This is a genomic window from Microbulbifer aggregans (assembly GCF_001750105.1).
Classification (GTDB): Bacteria; Pseudomonadota; Gammaproteobacteria; order Pseudomonadales; family Cellvibrionaceae; genus Microbulbifer; species Microbulbifer aggregans.
This window is the reverse complement of the sequence record NZ_CP014143.1, coordinates 2,676,912-2,700,491: the sequence shown is the minus strand read 5'-3', so window position 1 is coordinate 2,700,491 and position 23,580 is coordinate 2,676,912. Positions and strand designations below refer to the sequence as shown.

Here is a 23,580-nt window from a genome sequence, read left to right as displayed (position 1 = left end):
CCGATAAACCGATGACCAGAAGACTGACCAACGCTTTTTGCAGGCCGGACTGCTGCATGCCAGCACTGCTGCTATGCCTACTATTCGCCCTCACTCTGCCAACCGCCGCCCGGGCGTCCGACCTGCTGAACGCCACCGTCGACCGCAATGAAATCGGTATCGACGAAACCCTCAATCTGCGTCTGCGCTATTCCGGCACGGAAAGCGGCGGTCAGCCAGACTTCGAACTGCTTGAACAGGACTTTGACATCCTCTCTCGCCAGCAATCCAATCAGTATCGCGTGATCAACGGCCGTGCCGAGAGCTTCGTCGAATGGATGCTGGTGCTGGCACCTAAACGGGAAGGGAATCTGTTTATCCCTTCCATGCACTACCACGGCGAGGTCTCCGATGCGATTCCCATCGCTGTGAGTGAGCCTGGCAGCCGGCCAGACGCCCCTAATCGGCAGGCGTTCCTTGAAGTGGAGCTCGACAAAGATCGGGTCTTTGTCCAGGAGCAGCTATTGGTGAAGGTGCGCCTGTACACCACCATTGGCCTGCACGATATCGCCACCGAAGCGTTGCAGGTACCCGGCGCACACGTGGAAAAAGTGGATGAACAGCGTTACGAGCGCCGCATCAACGGTGTCGGCCACGCCGTTTATGAGCTCACCTATGCCATCTTCCCAGAGAGTTCCGGCCAATTGACAATCCCGGCCCTGAACTACGTCGCCGTCGCCGGCCGTCGCGACCCTTTCTCTTTATTCAACCGTAACACCCAGCGCCTGCGCTTACGCTCGGAGCCTCAAACCATTGAAGTAAATCCGAAGCCCAACACCTACACCGGTACTCACTGGCTCCCTGCTGCCAGCTTGGGGATCGTGCAGAGCTGGAGCCAGGATCCAGACACCTTCACCGTGGGCGAACCCATTACCCGCATCCTGACCCTGCGCGCTGAAGGTCTCCGCGCCGCCCAGCTCCCTCCCCTGCCCCAACTGAGTGTCGACGGACTCAAGACTTACCCCGACCAGCCACAGCAGGATGATCAGGTAAGCACCGGCGGTATTACCGGCAGCCGCATTGAGACTACCGCGATTGTCGCGACCAAACCGGGGGATTATCAGCTGCCGCCGATTACTATCACCTGGTGGGATACCAAGACCGGCAGGCAGCGGGCGACCCAGTTGCCGGCGTTTCGCTTCACGGTGACGGGAAGTGCTGCTGCAACCAACACCGCTCCTGCGGATGGTCAAATCAGCTTATCACCGGGCCAACCGAAAGCATCTACTCAAGACCAATTCTGGCGGAACCTAGCTGTCACGGCAGTAGCGACCCACCTGTTATGGATTTTTTACTTCTGGTGGTACCGACGGCAACTAGCTCCTTCCCCAGCAGAATCCTCCCCTCTGAGGGGAAAAAGCAATTCGAGTAAACAGGCCGACAACCTGGTCAAGGCGGCAGAGAGTGGTGATGCGGCCTTGGTACAACAGGCACTGCAATCATGGGTTTGGGCCCACTGGCCGAACCTGGCCGGCAAAAGCATTAATGAGACGCGAAAAGTTGTCAGGATCGAGGAGTTCGACAAGTTACATAACCTATTGAACTCAACTCTCTATGCCCAGCCCCCGCAGCCACTGAACCGGCAACAGGTGCAGATCCTTGTCAGTAGATTACTCAAGACAAACAAAGACGCACATCAACACCAGGAAAAAAGAGAATTACCGGAGTTATTTGGTTAAATAAGCAGCAATGCTTCATAAAAAGAATACAGAGCGCTAATAGCAACACATGGTAATTACCGTGTAGTGGTCACATGCTCGGAAAGCAGGCTTTCAAAAAGGGCCAGTGTTTGCTCTGCAGCATTGTCCCACGAGAATTGCCCAGCCCTGATACTGGCTTTTTCCTGTAATGTCTCTACGAGGCTCATGTCTTCAGATAGTGTTACTAGGGCTGAGGCAATCTCCTCACAACTTTCTGGATCAACTAGAACGCCTCCATCCCCAGCTACCTCCATCATGGCGCCCCGTCGGGATGCCAAAACAGGAGTACCCTGACTCATTGCCTCAACAATAGGGAGACCAAAGCCTTCGTAGAGAGAAGGCATAAGCAGCGCCCTGGCGCCCGCGTAAAGACCAGGGAGAGCGTCATCCGAAAGGTAACCAAGTAACTCCACCTTCTTTTCAAGCCCCAGCTGAACAAGCAACCTCTCAAGCTCGGGGAGGCCCCAGCCCTTGGCGCCACAGATCTTCAAAGTTAATGGCGCCCTTACCCTGCTACAGTACCGCGCATACCCTTCCAGCAGCCTCTGCAAATTCTTGCGCGGCTCCAAAGTTCCCAAAAAAAGGAAATAATCGCCGAAACTGGTCGCTTGGCTGGGACTTAGGAAAGGAGCTTCAAGTACCGTCGTCACCTTGTGGCACTCTTGCGGGTACGCATCCCGAAGCTCTTCAGCCGTGCTATTAGAAACAGCAATGACGGAAGAGGCGCTCTGGATCGAAGCTGGCATCAGCAGCCGCTCAAGTAAAAGGCCAGGGCGAGACATAGTCTCCGGAAAGTGTCGCCAAACCAAGTCATGGACAGTGAGCACCTTGGCTACCGCCCCCCCAAGCAAAAGAGGGAGGTGATGACGCGGCGACCAGAATAATTCGATACCGTCTTTACGCGCCCAGACCGGAAAGACCGCCTGAGCAAAGAGAGTGGAAAGGCTATCAGCACGAACCGATCCAGTCCGTATAGAGACGTTCGAGCCCAGCCCCGATTCATCCACCAAAGGCCGGTGACTGTACAGGTACCACTCGTAATCATGATGTACCAGGCGCTCTACAAGTGCTCTTGTATAACGCCCTATTCCAGCTGTCGGAGAGGACAGTGGCCTGGCATCAATCGCAATCTTAAACACCCAGGCCTCGCTCGCGCAGGACCCGACAGTAAAGGTCTATGTATGCTCGCACCATACGCTCCCCGGTGAATAGCGCCTCGTATCGAAGCCGCCCCGCTCTCCCCATACGCTCTGCTAAATCGGGAGACTCCCACAGTCGATCCAAAGCTTGACGTAGTGACTTGGGACTCGCGGGCTGCACAACAAACCCCGTTTGCCCGTGAACGTTCACGTAGCTTGTCCCGGTGCCGAGCTCGCATGAAACCAAGGGTTTCGAGCTCATGAGCCCCTCAATCAAAGTTACCCCAAACGCTTCCGACCTGAGATGGGAAGGAAGAACGACAGCGCGACACAACTGCATCAAGGCCATTTTTTCATCGTCATCCACAAAGCCCGTAAAATGGACATTTTTGGCCCCAAGCTGACTAGCCAGCTCTCTCAACCGCTCTTCTTCAGGCCCCTTGCCAGCAATCACTATAGGGTATGGCCGCCCTGCTGCAGCCCGGATCAGGAACTCCAACCCCTTGTAGTAACGGAGCACTCCTACAAAGAGCATAAAATCTGTGCCGTACTTTGCCTTGACAGACTCGACACAGGACCGCTCTAAAGATGGGTAAAGCCCTTCGGCAATCCCAAGAGGAATGACTTCCACTTTGTCACGATAGGCCCGCAATACATCACTGCTTTCTACGTAGTTAGCAGATGTTGCCACAATGCGATCAGCTCGCCTCAGGAACCAATGCATCAAGGGCCGATAAAGGCTGCCCAGCCACCTCTGGCGGACTATGTCTGAGTGATAGGTAATCACTAGCGGGCGTGACCGGCCAGCCACAGCATAGACAAGATCACCGAATGGCCAAGGAAAGTGAAAGTGCAGCACTCCTGATGAATTTTTGAGCACCTCTAAAAAAAGCCCAGGACCTACGCAGCAAGACGCTACGCTGAACCAGCGCCGTGCGGTACGATATCTGACACCACTGTACTCACCGCTGCTGGCACCACGGTCGGAGAGGGTTAGAACTTCACCACCCCCTCCTCGGGCGATCTCGAGTACGACTTGCTCTAAACCACCCTGGCTTTCAGGAAAAAATGTTCGATAACACTGAACTGCTTTTGTGTCCACCTTCAGACTCCGGAACCGTCCACGTTGCAATAGTACCATCATGTCATTGGGCAAGCAGGATCCGGTAAAGTGCGGCCAGACTACTGTTTCGGGCAGAAATTTAGTATATTCAGTCACTTAGCGAGCCATTCGCGGCGTTCTTTATCAGTACTTTTTGTCGGCCTGGGCCAAGTAAGTGAATGTCGTGAAATTGCCCCAACAGCTAGTGAAACGAAATAGTCAGAAAAGATGTTAAGAAATTACCTGAGCATTATTTGGGTACGAGGGCTTGGCGCGCTCAAGGCCGACGCAGAAGACTCATATCTGGGCACCCTCTGGTGGATATTGGAACCAATACTATTGACATTGGTTTTTTATCTCGCCTTTTCCTCAGGACTAAGGGGCGGGGATAAAGGCGCAAGCTTTGTATTTTTTCTCATGTGCGGGCTGTTCCCCTTCAAGTGGACTGCCTCGATAATCAACAACAGCGCAAACGCCATCTCTGACAACAAAGGGATTCTCGGCCAATTTTATCTACCAAAATGGATTTTTCCAACGGCGGTGAGCTTAACACTTACCCTTAGATTTATGATTGTCCTCCCTCTACTGATCGCAACCATTCTGATCGGAGGCTACCTACCCACAACACTGTGGATAGACTTGTTTCCCATTGTGGCGACTCAACTAATCCTCAACCTGGGCCTAAGTTATTTTACCTCATCACTGGTTCCTATCATTCCTGACTTATCCAATGTAATACCCATATCCATTACATGCCTCCTTTTTACTGGAGGAATATTTTTCGACATTAGTGAAAGACCCGCGATAGTCCAAGAGATTCTGTATCTCAACCCTTTAACCGGAATCATCGAATGCTACCGTGACACACTTCTTTCAAGTGATACTGTAAATACAGGAAGGCTCATATACCCCCTTACTCTCGGCATATCACTGGCTTCAGCAGGGCTTTTTTTACTAAAACGTTTAGATAGATTTTACCCAAGAGTTCTCTAATGACTGCTCCGATCTTGAGCTTTAGAAATGTGGGAGTCGCTTACCGCAAGCGACTGAGCCTTTTCGCTAAAAAAGACTGGGTCCTGAGGGATTTAAACTTTGATCTATACAGGGGCGAAGTTCTTGGCGTTATTGGCCGGAATGGGGCCGGAAAAAGCACGCTGCTGAAACTCTTCGGAAATATAATTGAGCCCGATCAAGGGAGCATACAAAGGCACTCTGGCATCACCTCTCAGCTACTAACCTTAAACCTTGGATTCAACCGAAAGCTGACAGGTGAAGAGAATGCGCTCATGGCCCTCGTGACTCACGGGATGACAATCAAACAAGCAAAAATGAAAATCGATGATGTCATTAAATTTGCTGAACTAGAGCATATTTCAAGCCAACCACTAAAAACCTATTCGGCAGGTCAGCGTGCAAGGCTTGGCTTTTCAATCAGCATCCAAGCAAAACCGGACATCCTTTTGCTTGATGAAATTCTCGGCGTCGGAGATAAGAATTTCAAACAAAAGTCCAAGGCGCTTATCAAGGAAAAGGTCAACTCGCACCAGACAGTTATCCTTGTATCCCACTCAGCTAAGACTATCAAAAACCTGTGCAGTAAAGCGATTTGGATTGAAAATGGGAACATCAAAGCTTCAGGCTGTGCGAATCAAGTGACAGACTTATACCTGAAAGCCCAACAAGCCTAGCCACTCAATATCAGGCAGAACGACTTAACCACTCTAGCCATAAAATTCTGCACGGGACGTCATGAGACAGTTTTACTGGTTGGAATGAGCATCAAACTAACAAGCACCAAGATTAAGCAAATAATTAATACTGCATAGCCGCCGCAGCCCTGCTGCTCAGGCCTCTCACAAAAAATAAGACTTCACACGACCTATAGAGTACCCCCCCGAATACGTGAAACTTAAACTTATCCGCAAGGCAGACTCTCGAAGACTTCACAACCGCAGGGAATGAGCCGCAATTCCGAGCGCCCACACAAGCTGACTGGGACAAAGCATTAAGAACTCTGACCAATTCGCTCCTCTAACTCCTCAATGGCCGCCAGTATTTTTGGACCGTTGGGCCGATATTTACTGGCCTCCCGAAGCAGGCACAGCGCCACCTCTGGCTGAGAATCTTTAAACATCAAACCCACATCTCGCAACATCAACCCGGGACCAGCTGAACGCTTTACGGTCTTTACGTCTACCTCGTTAATGAGCTTCAGATTGATGTATGAAGCAACAAGCTTTAGGGCCTGAGCAAGAAAATCTTCTGGCAGGCTCCCCACTTGCGGCTCGATCGGATACCTTGAGAAATCACCTGAAAAGATACTCTCACCATTGAAGAATTCATCAAACAGCCTGTTGTTTCCATCCGAAAAACGCTGATAAAACTCGAGGGCTTGCGCCCTGGAGGGAAGAACCTTCTCTCCCCCAGTAATTCCGGAACCAGACAACCCCTGTATTAGGAAGTTGCGCAAGTCTCTACTTAGCAAATCTTCTCTATTATCTTGGTAGCGTGGAAAAGCCTGATTGAAAGCCCTGAGAAACTTCTGTAGCGGCGCAGATAAAGTTTCGTTTTTTCTCTCAGGAAACTTAAACCCGATTCGGCTATCAATATCACACTGCGATAAAAAGTCCTCCAAAACATCGCCGCGCTCAAGGCGCTCCTTAACAAAAGGGCGAAGCGTTACATTTTCAAACCCAAAAACCTCAGACCACTTTTTGGCAAGCCCGTAATAGTCAAAGTATGAATTGTCAGCACTCACTCTCGAGTCGAGAACTTCATCACGAAATTTTCCGGTTTTCAAATGCGTACTGTAGTGGCTTACTGCGAGCTCATCCTGCCTTCGCAAGTAAACGACAATTTGGATATCATCAAAATACGGCTCAAGAATTTCCTTCAAATTCTGAACTTCATCCCTCCCGCGAAGCCGTGAGTGGAAGTGTTCAGATGAAATCACCACACTCTGAGCACCACTGCCCAAACCCTGAATTTCACCCTGAAATTCAGCCAAAAATTCCCTTTTCCATTCCTGACGCCTTTCATGATCCAAGAGGCCCAGTTGTTTTATGTGATCATCTATAAAGTCATCTCGCATACAATATGTTGCGAGCTTCCTATTATTTATAGGACCAGGGCTCTTCAAATAGGCAACCCCGATTTTCATCAACCTCGCACGATTGAGATTGAAGAACTCCTGAATCGTGCTAGTCCCAGTCTTTTCAGTTCCGATATGAACTATTGCCTTCATACAACCACACTCATTGCACGTTACGCTTATAGTGCCCTACAAGCCAACCAACGCATACTTGTCGACTTAAAGCCAGGGACTTTCAAAATCACACTCCGGAGATGCACGTAGCAACTCTACCCCAACAACAGTAGCCACCTAAAAATCAATCTCGCTCAGTGGGAAAGGAGTAATCTACAACACCCCCCACCACACACCTTAAGCAACTACTTTGTCTTCTTCTGCATCAAGCTGGCTTGACTGGAGCAACTCAATGAGTCCTTCAGCAATCTTGTCATAAGTAAGACTTTCTCCAAGAAGTTTTTGAGCCCTACTTACAGTTCTCAGAACTTCGCCACCATCTTGGAAGAAGCTCTGAATTTTATCAGCGCTATTTTTCTTGTTATTAATATCCAAATAAATTCCATTTTTCTCAAGAATGAAATCACGCATGCCACCTTCATGAGATACTGCGACAGGAATACCGCGAAGGGTTGCCTCCAGCATTACAATTCCAAAGCCTTCAACTTGGCCTTTATTAAGCTTCCTGGAAGGCAAGCAAAGCAAATCCATCTTATCAATCGCCTCCCACTTACCATCTTCCGAAACCCTGCCTGCCCATGTAATACGATCACCGACCCCGGACACTTTTGCCCTCTTCTGCAATTCCTTCTTTTTAGGACCGTCACCCACCACAAGCAACTTGTAGCTTGGAAGATGTCGCAGCAAATCAATTAGAAACTCTAAATTCTTCGACTCAACGATTCGGCCGACAAAACCCAGGGTCATACCTTGCTCGACAATGCCGCTTTTCAGGGATGAAACCTTGGGCTCCATCAATTTTTCACGATATGTTTCAACATCAAGACCGCAACCTGTGATCACGACATTAGAAGATCTAACCGGTCGGACGATTTCAGCGGTCTCGCTACTATTTGTAAAAACGTAATCAACGCTTTTTGCCAAGCACAGCGTTGATTGCCGAAGCGTTTTTATGGGAGAGAATTTACCCAATACCCTTTGCACCAACTTGTCACGATGAAGAAGCTGACTCTTCAATTCAAACCCGTGAAAATAACAGGAGATCGTTGCCTGAATAGACCTAGCATAATCTAAAGCGGCAGGCCCATAATAGAAGGGATGCAAAAGCAAAACATGGTCAAACTCACCCAAGGAACACAGGAAGTCGAAAATTCGCCTTCTTTCCCTCAAGCCTTCTAAATTAGCTCTGCGCTTTGGGTTGGATTCTCTGTCAACGACGAGACTATAAAGAGCCGAATAGTCAGCAGGTATCAGAGCATCCGCAGGAGCAAGAACACTTACCTCCCAGCCGTTTTGGCAAAATCCATTCGCCAAATGGTGAGTCATCAAAGATATCCCACCTATTTTCGGGAAAAAATCGACACTGATAATTAAAATTTTATTCATTGAAGGCCAACGCCTCCCACTGATCTGTTAGCTTTTGGGCGGAATTTTGCCGCTCAAATAGAGACAAAACATGGTCACGAGCTCGCCGCCCCATCACCTTTGCCAAATCTTCGTCATTAATCAATTCCGCAACCGCAGAAGCAAACGCCCTTTTGTCCCGAGGATTGACCAGAATACCAGTCTCGCGATCAATGATGTTCTCTTTTAATCCACCAACCGCGTACGCCACCACAGGCCGTGAAGACATTGCCGCTTCAAAGGGAACTCTACCAAATGGCTCAGGCCAAATCGTGGGACACGCAACGACAGTACTGCGGGCATATACGCGGTACAGCTCCTCGCGCCCCAAAAATCCTGTCACCCAGAAATGATCCCTCAGGCCTTCGGATTCCGCATCCGACAAAACCTTTTCGGCCATCTGTCCACGACCTGCGATCACAATCCTGAAGTCACCCACCATCGCTTTAAGGTGCTTTGCAATATCTACAAGCTGCGCTTGCCCCTTATTGTGTCCAATCATACCAACCACAAGTATTTCCGGAACTGAAGATCGGCTAATACCTTCCTGAGCAACATCCACGTGCCTAGCAGGCTCTATCAGATTAGGGATCTTAACAACCTCCCGCCCGGGGAGCACGGACTGAACCTGATCACAGAGAAACTGACTAGTAGTCGCGATAACAGCTGAACTGGCCAATGCCTTCTGTCTAATCTGTAAGGATTCGGACATCAGATGCTTTACGCTTCGCTCAACAGGCAAAGGGAAGCGCCTGTCCACACAACTTTTGTCGCAGATGTTACAGATGTCACCCCTAACATTAGTAGCCTGGTTTTTATGCCCACAAAAAAATCTATTATCTCTGACATAGGAGATCACCGGTACCGACGAGTCTAAGTTGTTCGCCAGGACAATACTTCTGTAATTATCTGCATGTATGACGTCAGGATTAACTTCCTCAACTACCTTGCCTAAAATCGAAGCAGCTCGAGAATTAATCAAGTAGTCAGCATCCATTAGCGGCAGAGTGCCAGCCTCCCTCGGCCAAAGTTTTCTCACAACTGAAGCCAAACCCAGCCGGTATATGGACTTGAAATTCCCTTTTGTGAAGTTCCGAAGCAAATACTTCAGCAAGCGATAAGACATCCGAAGCTTGCCAGCCGAAACCGTACTTACCGGCCAAGAGTCCTCAAAAGGAATCCTATAAACGGTACGATCCCGGTAGATATCTTTTTTTAGCTCGTACCTGCCTGGCGATAGAGCCGCCACAACAACCCTCATATTATGATAATTCATTTCTGAGAGCATATTATTAAGACTAAGCTCCGCACCACCCGACACCTCTGGTGGAAACTTGTCAGTTATAACTAAAACTGTTTTATAAAACACCAATCCCCCCTCGGGAAAAACTTACACATCAAGACCTTAAACTTCTGAAATTATTGGCCTAATATATAAAACCTGATCCAGCTCCGCCTTGGGTAAACTGCCACCCCCCCCTTGTGAAACCAACAGTAAACCTGACAGAGCAATCCAAAATACTTCATTTTTTGGCGCAACAAAAAGACCAAGAACTGCTGATGAATCAGCAACCAAATCTTCAGTCACTCCCAAAAAGGTCCCTTGTATAGACCTTTTCGGCAACATCAGCGAGCTCGTTAACCAATCGGTTAGCTACAATAACATCAGCCTCACCCTTGAACTGCTCGAGACTGCTAATGACCTCAGAATTGAAAAATTTCTCTTCCTTTAAAACTGGCTCATAGACAATCACTCTCACACCTTTCGCCTTAATCCGCTTCATCACACCTTGCACAGCACTAGCGCGGAAATTGTCAGAACCGGATTTCATGATCAAGCGGTAAATACCCACCGTTTCTGGGTTTCGCTTAACGATGGATTCTGCTACAAAATCCTTCCGTGTCGTATTAGCTTCGACAATTGCCCTTATCAAATTGTTTGGTACATCGTCATAATTAGCCAACAACTGCTTGGTATCTTTAGGTAAGCAGTACCCCCCATAACCAAATGAAGGGTTGTGGTAGTGATTGCCAATCCTGGGGTCGAGCCCCACCCCCTCAATGATCTGCCTACTACTTAGGCCATGCGTTTCAGCGTATGTATCAAGCTCATTAAAATAAGCAACACGCATTGCCAGGTACGTATTCGAAAACAGCTTGATTGCTTCTGCTTCAGTACTACCTGTAAATAGGACAGGCGCATCCTGCTTGACGGCGCCTTGGAGAACCAGTTCGGAAAACTCTTCAGCACGCTCCGATTTCTCACCAATGATAATGCGTGATGGATAGAGGTTGTCGTGCAAGGCTTTTCCTTCACGGAGAAACTCTGGCGAGAAAATAATGTTTTTTGTATTAAACTTTTCTCTTACCTTCTCGGTATACCCTACCGGCACTGTGGACTTGATCACCATCAGTGCATCCGGGTTAATATCCAGAACGTCTTCAATCACCGCTTCGACACTACTAGTATTAAAGAAGTTGGTTTCCGGATCATAATCTGTTGGCGTCGCAATAATTACATACTGAGCGCCATCGTAAGCTTCAGCCTTGTTAAGGGTTGCTCGGAAGTTCAACTTCCGATTAACCAAAAACTCCTCAATCTCAGCATCTGCAATAGGTGAATGGCCACTGTTCAGCATGTCCACCTTCTCAGGAATAATGTCCAGCGCGGTAACCTCATTATGCTGGGCAAACAATATTGCATTAGAGAGACCGACATAGCCTGTTCCTGCAATGGCTATTCTTTTCATGGATCAGCTATACCTAGTTAATTAGAAAACACACGTGTAAACGATTGAAGCTGCAAATGCGACCTCAATTAGTAAGACTTTCACCCAATCTATCCACCTACCTGCCAACCAAGCTTAGTACGGCATGTTTCATAGAAGTTATGATCAATAGGGTGAATCAAAGTCAGCCGATGAGGCTTTTTATGAATTCGGACCACATCACCTGGCTCTGTAACTACCTGGTCATGCCCATCACATGTAACGTGGGGCTTAGCAACGTTGTGCTCACCAACAACCACTTTGAATTCGCTACTACCTTCGACAACGATCGGTCTACTACTTAACGTATGGGGATTCAGCGGTACAACAGAAATGGCATCTAGTTTCGGATGCATGATTGGGCCACCACCAGATAGTGCGTAAGCTGTCGAGCCCGTCGGGGTTGAGATGATGAGGCCATCCGAGCGCTGCTTGTAAACAAACTGCCCGTCGATGTACAAATCGAATTCAATCATGCGGATGAATTCGCCTGGGTGAATCACCACATCATTGAGAGCAGAGCCCTTTCCGACGGGCTTGCCATCGCGCGTGACAGACATGTCCAGCAGGAAACGACTCTCGGCCATATATTTGCCGGCCAAGACTTCGCCTACTTTTTGCTCAATTTCATCGGGGGTAATATCGGTGAGGAAGCCAAGGCGCCCCCGGTTGATACCGAGAAGTGGCACACTGTATTTGGCGAGTGCTCGAGCAGCACCCAGAAGACTGCCATCACCGCCGACGACAATGACCAGATCGCAGAGCTCGCCGAGCTTGTCTTTTGACGAAACGCGAGCGGAGTGACCGGGTACTGCAGTAGCGGTTTCTTTTTCTAGCACAACAGAGAACCCCTCCCGCTCCAGGAACGCCATCAGACGTTTGAGCGAAAGGACCGCGCTATCGCTTTCGGTTCGGCCGATCAGGCCAATGTTCTGGAACTCCGACACCGTTCCCCCATGGTGCCCGATTCCGGGCCCTGCAACTCGTTAAAAGTTCTTTTTCTCTGATGCGACAGTTTGTTTTTTGTTCAACTTTCGCAGCACGATGAGGGCCGCAGCCCCGTTTCCCCAAACCGACCATTATGCATTACCCGGTTTTTCGAGTCGAATGTGTCCCTGCAGTTTTGCTGCTATGCGCCGCCTGAGCGGTTATTATTTGACCACCCTGGCAGTCCTCGCCGTCCCTGCAGCCCACCCGAGTGCAAGAGCAATATCTTTTGGCCATGAGTAACACGACCTGCCTCGAGCTCACATTGCAACCCGTAAGCCAGCTTTGCGGTGTACACCGGATCCAATGGCACACTGGCAACCCGTTCAAAACGCCTCATATACGCCATTAGCCCAGTGGTCGTTCGTGCGTAGCCACCGCAGTCATGCCCATTACGAAGCGACTGGAGTCGGACACTATTGCCTGACCTCTGCAACCACAGAGCCGCCTGTTCAATAATTGACCGTTCCGCCTTCAGTACCGGTACTCCAATGACAGGTACCTCAGTGATTCCGGCCTGCACACCGGCCAGCGTTAGTCCCGTACCACAGGCCAGCCATACCTGGTCGAAGTGTACCGGTTCGGTCCTTCCGATCACCTCGCCCAGAAACTTTGTACCCTGTGCGCCGGCTAGGTTCGCGCCGCCCTCTGGAACAAACACGGCTCGTTTGTCCTCTAAGCCGACCTGCTGCAAGAAGCTCTTGTCGCCCCGCTTACGATAGCGATCACGAGATACGAAACGAAGTTCCATTCCGAAACGCTCTGCATCCTGAAGCGTGGCACTGAGATGACGCGGTCGTTCGCCGCGGATGATGCCCACGGTTTGAAAACCAAAGCGGCGGCCAGCCGCGGCGACGGCATGGATATGGTTTGACCACGCACCACCACAGGTGATTATTTTTTCAGCACCTCGCTCTCGGGCCTCTAGCAGATTAAACAGCAGCTTGTAGGCCTTGTTTCCGGAAATCAGTGGGTCCAGCAGGTCGTCCCGGCGAATCCAGACCTCGATGCCGGGAAACAGCTCGTCGGGCAGACGCTGATAAGGTACTCCGCGAGCGGCCTGCTCGAGCTCAGGGAGAGTCAGTTCTGAGAGGTATCGGAGTGTCACCGGATTTTCCGTCAACTGGGATAAGATCGGCTGGGGGAAGATTAAGCCGGCTCGGGGAGCCGACCCTCGACCACAAAACTGGTGCCCTGGAACTCCCTGGTCTCCACGCGCTCTGCGCTCTTGATCAGGAAAGTGACTCCATCTTTGCCGGTTTCAGCAGTCACGTCAGCCTCCTGCGCGGGGGGACGCTTGAGGAGGGAGGCAGGCTCGAACAGCGCCACATTGATTCCCTCAGTGCTCTCGATATCGCCTTTAGTGGGCAGACTGATGAGCCCTGTTTGGATCGCCCGGGCGGAAAATGACTCTACTCCTTCGATACCCAGTCCCCGCAATTTTGTGCCCAATTGCTGGGTGAAGCGATAATCCACCGGATCACTCAGCTTTTGCCAGTGAGGCCGCCAGCCAGCATCCTGCAGCGCCACACCCTGGTGGATGCGGTACTTGGCGGAGAAGATATTGTGGTAAGTGGTGATCGGACGGGGTGGCGGCTCAGCCATATCGGAATAGAAGCGCAACCGGTAAAACGCGGCCTCCGCAAGCACTGTGGTTAGGCTTTTGCTGCCGTAGAAAATGCCGTTCTCGGAAACACGCCCGAAACGGGAACCCCAGGGCAAAGGGGGGTAACGGAAAGGCGTGGCCAGCAGATAGTGGAGGCCCTCACTTCCGGGCAAGCTTGCCGGTTTGCTGCGCTCCAGCAGACTCTCAAGCACCTGCTGTTTCTGGAGACTGTCCACCAGCCCCCGGGTAGCGACCTCTTCCTGAGACTCCACAATACGGTAGAGCTTCCCCAGCAAGCGACGTCTTGTGGTAACGATGAGATCAGGCAGGGATTCGCTCACACCTTGCCCCGCATGGCGTCTAGGTAACTGACAACACGAACCAGGCCGTCGATTCGGGTAGCCAGTTCCCGGGGTACACCGTTCAAGGCCCGGTTTTCCGTCTGGAACCAGTGGCGCGCGCCCTCCTCACCACCCATCAGCACAAAGGCAGATCGATAGGCGCGCACCAACAAAAGCCCCAGCTGACCTGGTGCACTTTCCGGATCGAGCTCGACCTTGCGGCGTAGGGTGCGATCATCCAGGTGAATGATGTCCCCGAGCTCCCGCTTTCTCAGTCCGAGTTGCTCACTGGTGCGTAGCAACGCCTCCAGAAGGACGGTGCCTTCCGTTGGGCTGGATTTGATTGAGGCTGAGGTGCTCACTGCAACACTCCAATGGCGCTTTTGTCCGAAATTTAGCGTTCAAGCGGACATTTTGCAAGGCGTATAGCCAAGTTGAATCAAACCGGACTGTTATCAACTGCAGTGATGGCTGGTCATCATGACAGGTGAGTGGCCTATGGTCATTTTTTTGATTTAGAGTCCTACCCAACCAACGCGCACAGGAAAAGGAAAACAGCAATGTTGAAAGCGGAATATCAAGAGCGCGGCCCGGTGCCGCAGGATGTGATTGAGGCAGTGCCGTTTGAAAAACCGGCACTCGGGGAGGGCGAAGTACTCGTCGAGCTTCTGGCCGCCCCCATCAACCCCTCCGATGTGCTGACACTGACCGGCGAATACGGGATGTTGCCGCCCCTCCCAGCCGTGGGAGGTAATGAGGGCGTTGGCAAGGTGGTTGAGCTCGGCCCTGGTGTCGATAAGCCTGCCGTTGGCCAGACAGTTTTGCTCCCGGTGGGCTGCGGCACCTGGCGAACGCATCTGGTTGCCCAAGCCGACAAGCTGATCCCCCTGCCCAATGAGGCAGATCCGCAGCAATTGTCGATGATCTCCATCAACCCACCCACGGCATCACTGCTGCTGAGCGAGTTTGTAGATTTACAGCCGGGCGATTGGGTGATTCAGAACGCCGCCAACTCCGGCGTCGGTAGCTACCTGATCCAGTTGGCCAAGATCCGCGGGTTCAGGACTGTAAATATTGTTCGCCGCGAGTCGCTGATTGCACCGCTCAAAGAAGAGGGAGCGGATGTCGTGCTGGTCGATGGGGACGACCTGGCAAGCCGAGTCAAAGAGGCCACCGGCGGCGCGCCAATCCGTCTCGGCATCGATGCGGTGGGTGATACCGCGACCGGGCGAATCGCTGATTGCCTGGCAGAGGCTGCAACGCTGGTGAACTACGGCATGATGAGCGGCAAGCCTTGCAAGATCTCCCCGGCTTCGCTGATTTTCCGCGGTGTTTCACTAAAAGGTTTCTGGCTAGCGAAATGGTTTGAGAACGCGTCTCCGGAGCAGCAGATAGCGGTTTATGGGGAGCTGACCAAACTGATTGCCGCGGGAAAACTCAAAGCACCGATCGACAGCGTGTTCAGCGTGAAAGACATCAAGCGCGCGGTGGCGCTGGCCGCTGAAGGGGAGCGGAGTGGGAAGGTGTTGGTGACGGCGTGAGGCTTTGTGAAGCTGGACTACCCTTCATATCGGCATGAGCCAGTATTCTTTTCGTGGGGCACACGCGGGCGCAGAAGCAGCGTCGGGGACGGGACTGATGGAGGCAATGACTCGCCACCTCCATGTTGCTCGGCCTTCGGCCAGCTGAAGCTGCCCAAATCCGCTCCTGGCGGATTTGTCCATGGCCCTCGCCCAAATTCGTTCCTGACGAATTTGTCGAACAGGGGTTCTTTCACGACGATCTGACAAATACTAAAAAGCCCCCCTCACTTTCGTGTGGCAAGCAAGCATAGTGGCAACGTTGGAGACGGGACTGATTGGCGCCATCCATGGCGCCAACCCTGCGGGCGCCTTCGCTTCGCTACGGCGTCCAAAATTGCTCCCGGCAATTTTCTCGAACTGGGGCCCTCGCCCACCGATCCCCCCAAATACTAAAAAGCCCCCTCACTTTCGTGAGGGGGCTTTTTAGTATTTGGCGGACCGGACGGGACTCGAACCCGCGACCTCCGGCGTGACAGGCCGGCATTCTAACCAACTGAACTACCGGTCCTCGGTAGTAAATCTCCGTGAGGAGATTGGTGGGTGGTACAGGGGTCGAACCTGTGACCTACGGCTTGTAAGGCCGTCGCTCTCCCAACTGAGCTAACCACCCGTGTCGCTTTCGCGTCGCTCTGTGGTTTGGGGTCTTGCCCCTCGAGCGACGCGAATCATACCCGATGGAGTTCGACTGTCAACAAGAAATAAATACGCGCCAACAATTATCTGCACGAGCGCTCAAACTACAGCCATGTTGATCAAATTCAGTCCCGTGCGCCCTGCTCCATCGGCAAAGAGACAGGTACAGGCTGCTCATCAGCGGCCGATTCAGCCACCTCTCCCTCGGTCATTCCGTCGACGGGTTGGCGGTAGTCGGGGCGAATCAGGTGGCCCGCAATACGCACCGGCTCCCGCGCGGGAATAAGATCCTCAGAGGGCCGGGCCAGGTCCGGCGCATTGTAGTCACACACACCCGTCGGGAAGATGCGCTGCATATCCATCATCCGCTCTGACAGCGCCTGGCTGTATTCGCCGTAGACGCCCTCGGCCAGGGCCTGCTCTACCGGTTGCAACTCGCACTTGAAGACGTCATCGGTGATGGGCGCCCCGGCCACCTGTCGCGAGGTGCGGTAGGTCGGATACTCCTGCATACAGGCTCCCGAGGCCTGGCCATTCCAGGCACCATCCCAAACGTGCGGTCCTGCGGCAATGATATTGCCTTCACGGTCGAAACACTGATCACTGGCATCAACGGGCCGGTTGGCGGCAACGCCAGCCTCCGGGTGATCCATGATATTCAACATCCAGCGGTCCATGGTATCCAACGCCTCGTCCAGCGGGGTGTAGTCCTTGTGAGCCACCCAGATCAGCTGGTTGTCGGCATGCCCACGGGCCCGACGCATGCGCTCACGTGCGGAGAAGGAAGCAAAGCTGTGGTGCATGTCCAACTCACCGTCGAGGTAGTGGCGAAGATCGATAATGGGAATTTCCGCGTCGCCGAGAAAAACGTGGCCGGACCGGTAGATCCCCTCGATGGCTTCCAAGCTCGCCCGGCTGCGGCTGGCAGGGCGATCGAGGCTGCCGATATTCATGTTCTGCTCGCTCCAAACCGACAACTCCGGCGGGAACAGGTCACCGTTCAGGAACCACAACTTCTCTCCACTCTGATTGATCGGCTCTTTCCAGCCACCAATACTGGCATTCAACCGCAGGAAAGTGTCGACTGAGATTTCCCCAGCGACCAGAGCTGCGAGGCCGTACTGGACACCTTCGTTATCCCATGCGCTGTTGGCATAGCCGGATTCTCCGGCGCCATAAAACTGGCGAAGGTCCTCCCAGTGCGTCCAGTGTGTGCGCTCCGCCACCTCGTCATCGAAGTACTTCATGAAGTGGGCGAAGTTGGGGTTATTGACCAGCGGCACCAACCCCCGCCAGCCTTGAGTACATTCTGTGGCACCCTGACCGCCATCCCTGTATCGCCCGTCAAACAGAGCAGCGGCAGTTTTCAGAGTGCTGAACCGGCTCTCTACCTCATTACTGGCGGAGAGGCCCTGAATCACAGTGCGTTCTCGGGCATCCTTCCAGCGGGGATTGTCCGCATCCAGCACATCGAAAAAGTACTCCAATGGTTCGCAGTCAAAAACATAGATGGTCTGGGTGACCATATCCGGGTAGGAGTAAAGCGGAATGGCCGCATCCAGCAGACCCGGGGCATTCTGGGCGAAAAGATATTGCTGGATCGCGCCGCCGGAACCACCCAGGCCCACTGTATAAAGAGGCTCGCCATACAGTGCTTCAAACTGCTTCTTGAGGCGCCGTGCGGTATCTTCCGCGAGCCAGATATTGTAGTGGTTGCTGGTCTGGTTGGCTGTGGAGTAGACGATGGCATAGCCCCGGGCGAGCTGGTCAGCACGCCGGGAAATGATATCCCCCTTACTGATGTCGCCCTGTCTGCGCCCTACCCCGACGCCTCCTCGCATCTGGTAGATCAGGCGTTTATTCCAGTTAGAAGGGCTGGGCCGGCTCGCCGTTTCCCCGTCACCCTTAAGGGCTGCGATGGCGTAGTGATAGCGGTTGATGGTGCCGGTCTCAAGGCGCACGATAAAGTCGGTCGTGCGGCCATTCACCGTCACCTGATCGATATCGCCGTTGGCGTCTTCGAGCAGATAAAAATCACCATCGGTGGTGCTGCGATAGTAGTAAGTCACGGCCGTGGCGTGGCTGCAATCGCGGCTATATCCGATCACCTCGTCAGTCAGCTCTCCATTCTCCCCCTCGGCAAATACTGGCACCCCCTCCCCTTCATGGTTATCGATAAGGGGCTGGCGATTGGTGACACTGTTTTCGTCACAGTAGAAGGGATAAGTCGAGGGACCGGCAAAGAGCGTTTCCACCGGGCCGATCTCACCGATGGTAATCGGAAAGGGGAAATACTCCGGGGGCCTCGGCATCACCCGGGGATGAGGACCATCATAGGCTGGCAGCGGCTGGTGACTGAGGGCACCTTGCGGAACCCCCACCACCGGGGCTTTGGGCACGCCCGGGATTCGTGGCAGCTCCTGGTAGCCGTACCAGCCCCCCGCCCCCAGCGCCAGAAAGACCGCAATCACGATGCCAGAGAGTATCCGTCCTCTCCGTACTGACATATTCGCCTCCAGACTGCTCTCACGCCCTTGATATAGTTTGAGTATATGTGCCCGAGACAATCTCCACCGCGGGTTGGCGCCTCAAACAACATGTGCGCAGAGTTAAGCGAACCGGTGGCGCAGGCGAACTTCAACAGGAGTGAAACACTGCCGAGGCAGGAATGCAGCTGTAGAGGAAAATGACAGCCAACCGCAGGGAAATTTAAGAACAAGTTCCCAAGACTGGGGAAATAGCTTTTCTAGCGAGCGCTATTGGAGAGAGGACGAACGTCGAAAGAGTCAAACTGCTGAAAGACCCGATAGCCCGGGACGGATACTACCGTCCCGGGGCGAAGCGACGATCAGGCGATAATGCCGCGGGCCTGCAAGTTGGAAATGATCATCTCCACTTCCTGCTCCAGAGTCATCTGGTCAGTGCGCAGGTGCAGCTCCGGCGCTGCAGGCGCCTCGTAGGGATCGTCGATACCGGTAAAGCCGCGGATCTCTCCGGCACGGGCTTTCTTATACAGCCCTTTCGGATCACGGGCTTCGGCCTCTTCCAAGGCGCAGTCAACGAATACCTCGAGGTAAGGCAGATCCGCTTCCACGTGCATGCGGCGTACCATCTCGCGATCTTCGCGGTAGGGGCTGATGAAGCTGCTCAGAACGACCACACCGGTATCGGCAAACAGCTTGGAGATCTCCCCGACACGACGGATATTCTCCTGGCGATCTTCTGCAGAGAAGCCCAGGTTCGCGTTGATTCCAAGACGAATATTGTCGCCGTCCAGACGGTAGCTAAGCACACCGCGGGCAGCCAGCGCTTTCTCAACCGCCACTGCCACAGTGCTCTTGCCAGAACCAGACAGGCCGGTGAACCACAGAGTCACACCTTTGTGACCCAGCATCTTGGCACGGTTCTCGCGAGTGACCTCGCCGTCATGCCAGTGAACATTGGTTGCCTTGCGCTCTAAAGTGGTCGTGGACACCGGATACCCTCTAACTCGTTGGTTGTTTGTGTTTAGATGAGCGGCGGAGTTTACCACCATTCAAGCCTCTTTGCGCCTGCGAGCCGGGTCGAGAAACAAGCACAAAAAAGCCCGGACAGTGCCGGGCTTTCTTGAGGTCCCGAGGGACCTGGATATGGGGTGGCCGACGGGGATCGAACCCGCGACCTCAGGAGCCACAATCCTGTGCTCTACCAACTGAGCTACGGCCACCATTAATCGTGACACCAGTAACGCCTTGTGGCTGCGTTACAAATATGTACCGAGCTTACGCCCGGTGCCAACCAGCTACGCTGGTTAGCCCGAATAGTCCTGCGACAACAAGCTGGCAGCGGACTGAATCGAATCTGCCAAACTGTCGCCACCATCAAGAGGATGGCGCGCCCGGCAGGACTCGAACCTGCGACCATCCGCTTAGAAGGCGGATGCTCTATCCAGCTGAGCTACGGGCGCAAGGAAACCCGGTTGAATCTGGTCGGGGCAGAGGGATTCGAACCCCCGACATCCTGCTCCCAAAGCAGGCGCGCTACCAGACTGCGCTATGCCCCGAAATCCTATTCTCTGCAGGAAGTGCCTGCGAAAAGCTGCGTAGCGCGGTTTTTCGAAGCTCGCCTCCCTGACGAGGCGCGCATAATACTCAGGGTCCCGGGGGGAGTCAACGCCGCTAAGCTATTCTTTTTGCAGAGTTTTCATTGTAGTGGTCAACCGGTGACCAAGTAGGGAAATTATTCGCGGCCTGTGACAAAATAGCGCCCCTCGCAAACCCGTGCCGAAATCGACTCGCGGACCTGGCGCCACAGGTGCTAGTCCGGGGTACGCGTCCATTCCGGCATCCGCCCAAGATCTTTATTTACTGTTTGAGATATCCGTATGTCTGCACTGGTTCTCGATGGCAAGGCCCTGGCTCAGAAAACCGAAGAAGAACTGTCGGCCCGCGTGGCCAAGCTGAAGGAAAAGAGCGGCGGCCAGACGCCGATCCTGGCCACCATCCTTGTGGGTGATGACCCCGCTTCCGCCACTTACGTAAAGATGAAGGGCAATGCCTGCCGTCGCATTGGAATGGATTCTCTCCAGGTGGAACTGCCCTCCTCTACCACCACCGAAGAACTGCTCGCCAAGATCGAGGAGCTGAACGGGAACCCGAACGTACATGGCATCCTGCTTCAGCATCCAGTTCCTGAGCAGATTGACGAGCGCGCCTGTTTCGATGCCATCGGCTTGGACAAGGATGTAGACGGCGTAACCTGCCTCGGCTTTGGCCGCATGGCGATGGGAGAAGAAGCCTACGGTTGTGCAACCCCCAAGGGCATCATGCGTCTGCTGGAAGCCTATAAGGTAGAGCTGGAAGGCAAGCATGCCGTCGTCGTAGGCCGCAGCCCAATCCTCGGCAAGCCCATGGCGGCCATGCTGTTGAACGCCAACGCCACTGTCACAATCTGCCACTCCCGCACCAAGGATCTGGCTGAGCACATCCGTCGGGCGGATATCGTGGTCGGCGCAGTGGGCCGTCCGGAGTTCATCAAGGCCGAATGGATCAAGGACGGTGCCGTGGTTGTCGACGCCGGCTACCATCCCGGCGGCGTGGGCGATATCGAACTGGCCCCGCTGGTGGATCGCGTAGCAGCTTACACCCCGGTTCCCGGTGGTGTCGGCCCCATGACCATCAACACCCTCATCTACCAGTCCGTCGATTCCGGCGAGCGCAAGATAGGCTGATCCCCCTTGGGTAAAAGTGAAAGCAAGGAGATGCGGCTGGACAAGGCCGTCAGCCAGGTCACGGACCTGTCGCGGGCCGAGGTCAAGCGCGCGGCCAAAGCCGGTCGCATCACTGTCAATGGCGAGGTGGCCGGCAACCCGGCCACCAAAGTCAGTGAGTCCGATGAGCTGTGCCTCGACGGCGAGCTGCTGGAAGAAGCGGGCCCGCGATATTTTATGCTGCACAAACCCCTGGGGTATGTGAGTGCCACCAAAGACAGTGAGCACCCCACCGTACTCGACCTGCTCGAAGAGCCCAACAAGCAGAAACTGCACATCGCCGGGCGACTGGACATCGACACCACTGGCCTGGTCCTGCTGACCGACGACGGCCAGTGGTCCCACAAGATCACTTCGCCCCGGCATCACTGTGACAAAACCTACTACGCGATGCTGGCGGAACGTATCGATGAAAGTGCGGTGGAGAAGTTTGCCAAGGGCATCTGGCTCGACGGTGAAAAGAAACGGACCAAACCGGCCAAGCTGGAGATCCTCTTTGCCAACGAGGTTCGCCTAACTATCGGTGAAGGCCGCTATCACCAGGTAAAACGCATGTTTGCCGCTCTGGGTAATCGTGTACTGGAACTTCACCGCGAGCGGATCGGAGATATCGTGCTCGACGAGGATCTGGTTGAAGGTGACTATCGCCCACTGACGCCAGAGGAAATCGTGTCAGTCACTTAACACCACTCTCTTCTGCTTCAGGGAAGTATTGCAGGGAAAACACCATGTCCACCCTCCTCCAACAGCTGCTTCAGGAGAACCCGTCGGAGACTCTGTGGATCGCCGACGAGAACAGCAAGTTCCTGCTCCAATCAGGCTTTTCCTATAGTGGTGACCTGCTCACCAATCGCTGGGACATCGCGCGGCTCGCGGAAGGCAAGGTCCGGCACAGTTTCTTCAACGATTTTCGCCTTGATGAAACCGAGCGACACTATCGACGCATCATCTACCCGGTGTCCAAGGAAAAGGCGGTTGTCCATCATGTGGTCAACGAGTGCCACCGGGCCCTGGGCCTCGGTGGCGAGCTGGCCATGCTGGGAGGCAAACAAAGTGGCATCAAGACGTATGCCGCCAAAGTTGCCAACTGCTTCAGCTCCGACAAACACCTGGAGAAGCACGGTAGCGAGTACCTGACTCTCAACATTCTCCATAGTCCACCTTCACCAGAAAACCGCCTCGACGAAGACAACTATGCAGGGCTGCGGCCATTGAAAAAACTCGGTGGACTGCTCAGCAAGCCGGGGCTCTTTGGCTGGAACAAGGTTGATGTCGGCAGCGCCCTGCTTGCGGGATCTTTTGCCGAAACCCGGCCAGCGAACGGCAGCAGCGTGGTGGATCTCGGCTGCGGTTACGGTTATCTGAGCACCCAGTTAGCGCAACTGGATGATTTCCACTTCACCGCTACGGACAATAACGCCGCCGCGCTGATTGCCTGTCGCGAGAACTTCAGGAAAATGGAGATTCGGGGCACGGTTGTACCGTCTGATGCCGGTGCCGAGCTGGGTGACAATATCGCCGACTGGCTGATCTGCAACCCGCCGTTTCATCAGGGCTTTCAGGTGGAGGGAGACCTCACCTCACGCTTCCTCAGCAATGCCGCCAGGCTACTGAAGAGTAACGGGGTGGCGCTCTTCGTCGTGAATGAATTTATTCCACTGGCCAAAAAGGCTGAAAACAATTTCGGCGAGATTCGCCAATTAGTCAAAAATAAGGGCTTCTGCGTTTACTACCTGAGTAAGCCATTAAATTGAGGGCGGGCTCG

The 23,580-nt window shown here is 53.3% G+C and carries 20 protein-coding genes and 5 tRNA genes; 7 read left to right on the top strand and 18 right to left on the bottom strand.

Annotation, left to right across the window (positions count from 1 at the left end; genetic code table 11):
- Positions 1-56 precede the first annotated feature (56 nt).
- A complete protein-coding gene (locus AUP74_RS11750) occupies positions 57-1,718 on the top strand; it encodes a BatD family protein (RefSeq protein ID WP_226999777.1) in 1,662 nt (553 codons plus the stop codon).
- A 56-nt stretch (positions 1,719-1,774) separates the two neighbouring features.
- On the opposite strand, the gene AUP74_RS11745 is transcribed toward AUP74_RS11750, so the two are convergent.
- On the bottom strand, positions 1,775-2,878 hold the full coding sequence (locus AUP74_RS11745; protein ID WP_083260953.1) for a glycosyltransferase family 4 protein: 1,104 nt from the start codon (positions 2,876-2,878) through the stop codon (positions 1,775-1,777).
- Positions 2,871-3,980: a glycosyltransferase gene (locus AUP74_RS11740; protein ID WP_226999776.1), complete on the bottom strand. Its 1,110-nt coding sequence runs from the start codon at positions 3,978-3,980 to the stop codon at positions 2,871-2,873. Before AUP74_RS11740 ends, AUP74_RS11745 begins: the two co-directional genes overlap by 8 nt.
- Positions 3,981-4,208: 228 nt before the next feature.
- Between AUP74_RS11740 and AUP74_RS11735 the strand changes: the two genes are divergently transcribed.
- Positions 4,209-4,973, top strand: coding sequence for an ABC transporter permease (locus AUP74_RS11735; protein WP_069947732.1), 765 nt, complete (start codon positions 4,209-4,211; stop codon positions 4,971-4,973).
- Positions 4,973-5,668, top strand: coding sequence for an ABC transporter ATP-binding protein (locus AUP74_RS11730; RefSeq protein ID WP_069947731.1), 696 nt, complete (start codon positions 4,973-4,975; stop codon positions 5,666-5,668). Before AUP74_RS11735 ends, AUP74_RS11730 begins: the two co-directional genes overlap by 1 nt.
- A gap of 317 nt (positions 5,669-5,985) precedes the next feature.
- Here AUP74_RS11730 and AUP74_RS11725 read toward each other — a convergent pair whose 3' ends face one another.
- The 9 genes from AUP74_RS11725 to AUP74_RS11690 all read right to left on the bottom strand — a co-directional run bounded on the left by AUP74_RS11725 (position 5,986) and on the right by AUP74_RS11690 (position 14,713).
- Positions 5,986-7,224, bottom strand: a complete 1,239-nt coding sequence (locus tag AUP74_RS11725) for a hypothetical protein (RefSeq protein WP_069947730.1) — start codon at positions 7,222-7,224, stop codon at positions 5,986-5,988.
- 198 nt (positions 7,225-7,422) lie between these two features.
- Complete coding sequence (locus AUP74_RS11720) at positions 7,423-8,631, bottom strand: glycosyltransferase family 4 protein (RefSeq protein ID WP_069947729.1); 1,209 nt, start codon at positions 8,629-8,631, stop codon at positions 7,423-7,425.
- On the bottom strand, positions 8,624-10,018 hold the full coding sequence (locus AUP74_RS11715; protein WP_145924390.1) for a glycosyltransferase family 4 protein: 1,395 nt from the start codon (positions 10,016-10,018) through the stop codon (positions 8,624-8,626). The genes AUP74_RS11720 and AUP74_RS11715 overlap by 8 nt, the downstream gene beginning before the upstream one ends.
- Before the next feature lie 36 nt (positions 10,019-10,054).
- A complete protein-coding gene (locus tag AUP74_RS17235; protein WP_145924389.1) occupies positions 10,055-10,237 on the bottom strand; it encodes a hypothetical protein in 183 nt (60 codons plus the stop codon).
- Entirely contained in the window at positions 10,230-11,399 is a 1,170-nt protein-coding gene (locus AUP74_RS11710; protein ID WP_069947727.1) for a nucleotide sugar dehydrogenase, read from the bottom strand. Before AUP74_RS11710 ends, AUP74_RS17235 begins: the two co-directional genes overlap by 8 nt.
- Before the next feature lie 89 nt (positions 11,400-11,488).
- Positions 11,489-12,364 (bottom strand): NAD(+) kinase, encoded by an 876-nt coding sequence (locus AUP74_RS11705; RefSeq protein WP_069947726.1) that lies wholly within the window; start codon positions 12,362-12,364, stop codon positions 11,489-11,491.
- A 182-nt stretch (positions 12,365-12,546) separates the two neighbouring features.
- Positions 12,547-13,527, bottom strand: a complete 981-nt coding sequence (locus AUP74_RS11700) for a 1-aminocyclopropane-1-carboxylate deaminase/D-cysteine desulfhydrase (protein WP_158514568.1) — start codon at positions 13,525-13,527, stop codon at positions 12,547-12,549.
- A gap of 26 nt (positions 13,528-13,553) precedes the next feature.
- Entirely contained in the window at positions 13,554-14,351 is a 798-nt protein-coding gene (locus AUP74_RS11695) for an RES family NAD+ phosphorylase (protein ID WP_069947725.1), read from the bottom strand.
- A complete protein-coding gene (locus tag AUP74_RS11690) occupies positions 14,348-14,713 on the bottom strand; it encodes an MbcA/ParS/Xre antitoxin family protein (protein WP_069947724.1) in 366 nt (121 codons plus the stop codon). Before AUP74_RS11690 ends, AUP74_RS11695 begins: the two co-directional genes overlap by 4 nt.
- 198 nt (positions 14,714-14,911) lie before the next feature.
- Between AUP74_RS11690 and AUP74_RS11685 the strand changes: the two genes are divergently transcribed.
- Positions 14,912-15,892, top strand: a complete 981-nt coding sequence (locus AUP74_RS11685) for a zinc-dependent alcohol dehydrogenase family protein (protein WP_069947723.1) — start codon at positions 14,912-14,914, stop codon at positions 15,890-15,892.
- A gap of 473 nt (positions 15,893-16,365) precedes the next feature.
- Here the strand turns inward: AUP74_RS11685 and AUP74_RS11680 are convergent.
- The 7 genes from AUP74_RS11680 to AUP74_RS11650 all read right to left on the bottom strand — a co-directional run bounded on the left by AUP74_RS11680 (position 16,366) and on the right by AUP74_RS11650 (position 20,609).
- Positions 16,366-16,442 (bottom strand) — tRNA-Asp (locus AUP74_RS11680).
- 26 nt (positions 16,443-16,468) lie between these two features.
- A tRNA-Val gene (locus AUP74_RS11675) sits at positions 16,469-16,544 on the bottom strand.
- Between the two features lie 148 nt (positions 16,545-16,692).
- Positions 16,693-19,074: a DUF6351 family protein gene (locus tag AUP74_RS11670; RefSeq protein WP_069947722.1), complete on the bottom strand. Its 2,382-nt coding sequence runs from the start codon at positions 19,072-19,074 to the stop codon at positions 16,693-16,695.
- A 341-nt stretch (positions 19,075-19,415) separates the two neighbouring features.
- Positions 19,416-20,042 (bottom strand): adenylyl-sulfate kinase, encoded by a 627-nt coding sequence (gene cysC / locus AUP74_RS11665; RefSeq protein ID WP_069947721.1) that lies wholly within the window; start codon positions 20,040-20,042, stop codon positions 19,416-19,418.
- A gap of 155 nt (positions 20,043-20,197) precedes the next feature.
- Positions 20,198-20,273: transfer RNA gene (locus AUP74_RS11660), tRNA-His, on the bottom strand.
- 163 nt (positions 20,274-20,436) lie between these two features.
- Positions 20,437-20,513: transfer RNA gene (locus tag AUP74_RS11655), tRNA-Arg, on the bottom strand.
- Positions 20,514-20,532: 19 nt separating this feature from the next.
- Positions 20,533-20,609, bottom strand: a tRNA-Pro gene (locus AUP74_RS11650).
- Positions 20,610-20,930: 321 nt separating this feature from the next.
- Here AUP74_RS11650 and folD point away from each other — a divergent pair.
- Genes folD through AUP74_RS11635 form a run of 3 tightly spaced genes read left to right on the top strand, consistent with a single transcriptional unit; the run spans position 20,931 to position 23,569 of the window.
- Positions 20,931-21,776: a bifunctional methylenetetrahydrofolate dehydrogenase/methenyltetrahydrofolate cyclohydrolase FolD gene (gene folD, locus AUP74_RS11645; protein WP_069947720.1), complete on the top strand. Its 846-nt coding sequence runs from the start codon at positions 20,931-20,933 to the stop codon at positions 21,774-21,776.
- A 30-nt stretch (positions 21,777-21,806) separates the two neighbouring features.
- Positions 21,807-22,499, top strand: a complete 693-nt coding sequence (rsuA, locus tag AUP74_RS11640; protein ID WP_069947719.1) for a 16S rRNA pseudouridine(516) synthase RsuA — start codon at positions 21,807-21,809, stop codon at positions 22,497-22,499.
- Between the two features lie 44 nt (positions 22,500-22,543).
- Positions 22,544-23,569 (top strand): class I SAM-dependent methyltransferase, encoded by a 1,026-nt coding sequence (locus tag AUP74_RS11635; protein ID WP_069947718.1) that lies wholly within the window; start codon positions 22,544-22,546, stop codon positions 23,567-23,569.
- Positions 23,570-23,580: the final 11 nt, after the last annotated feature.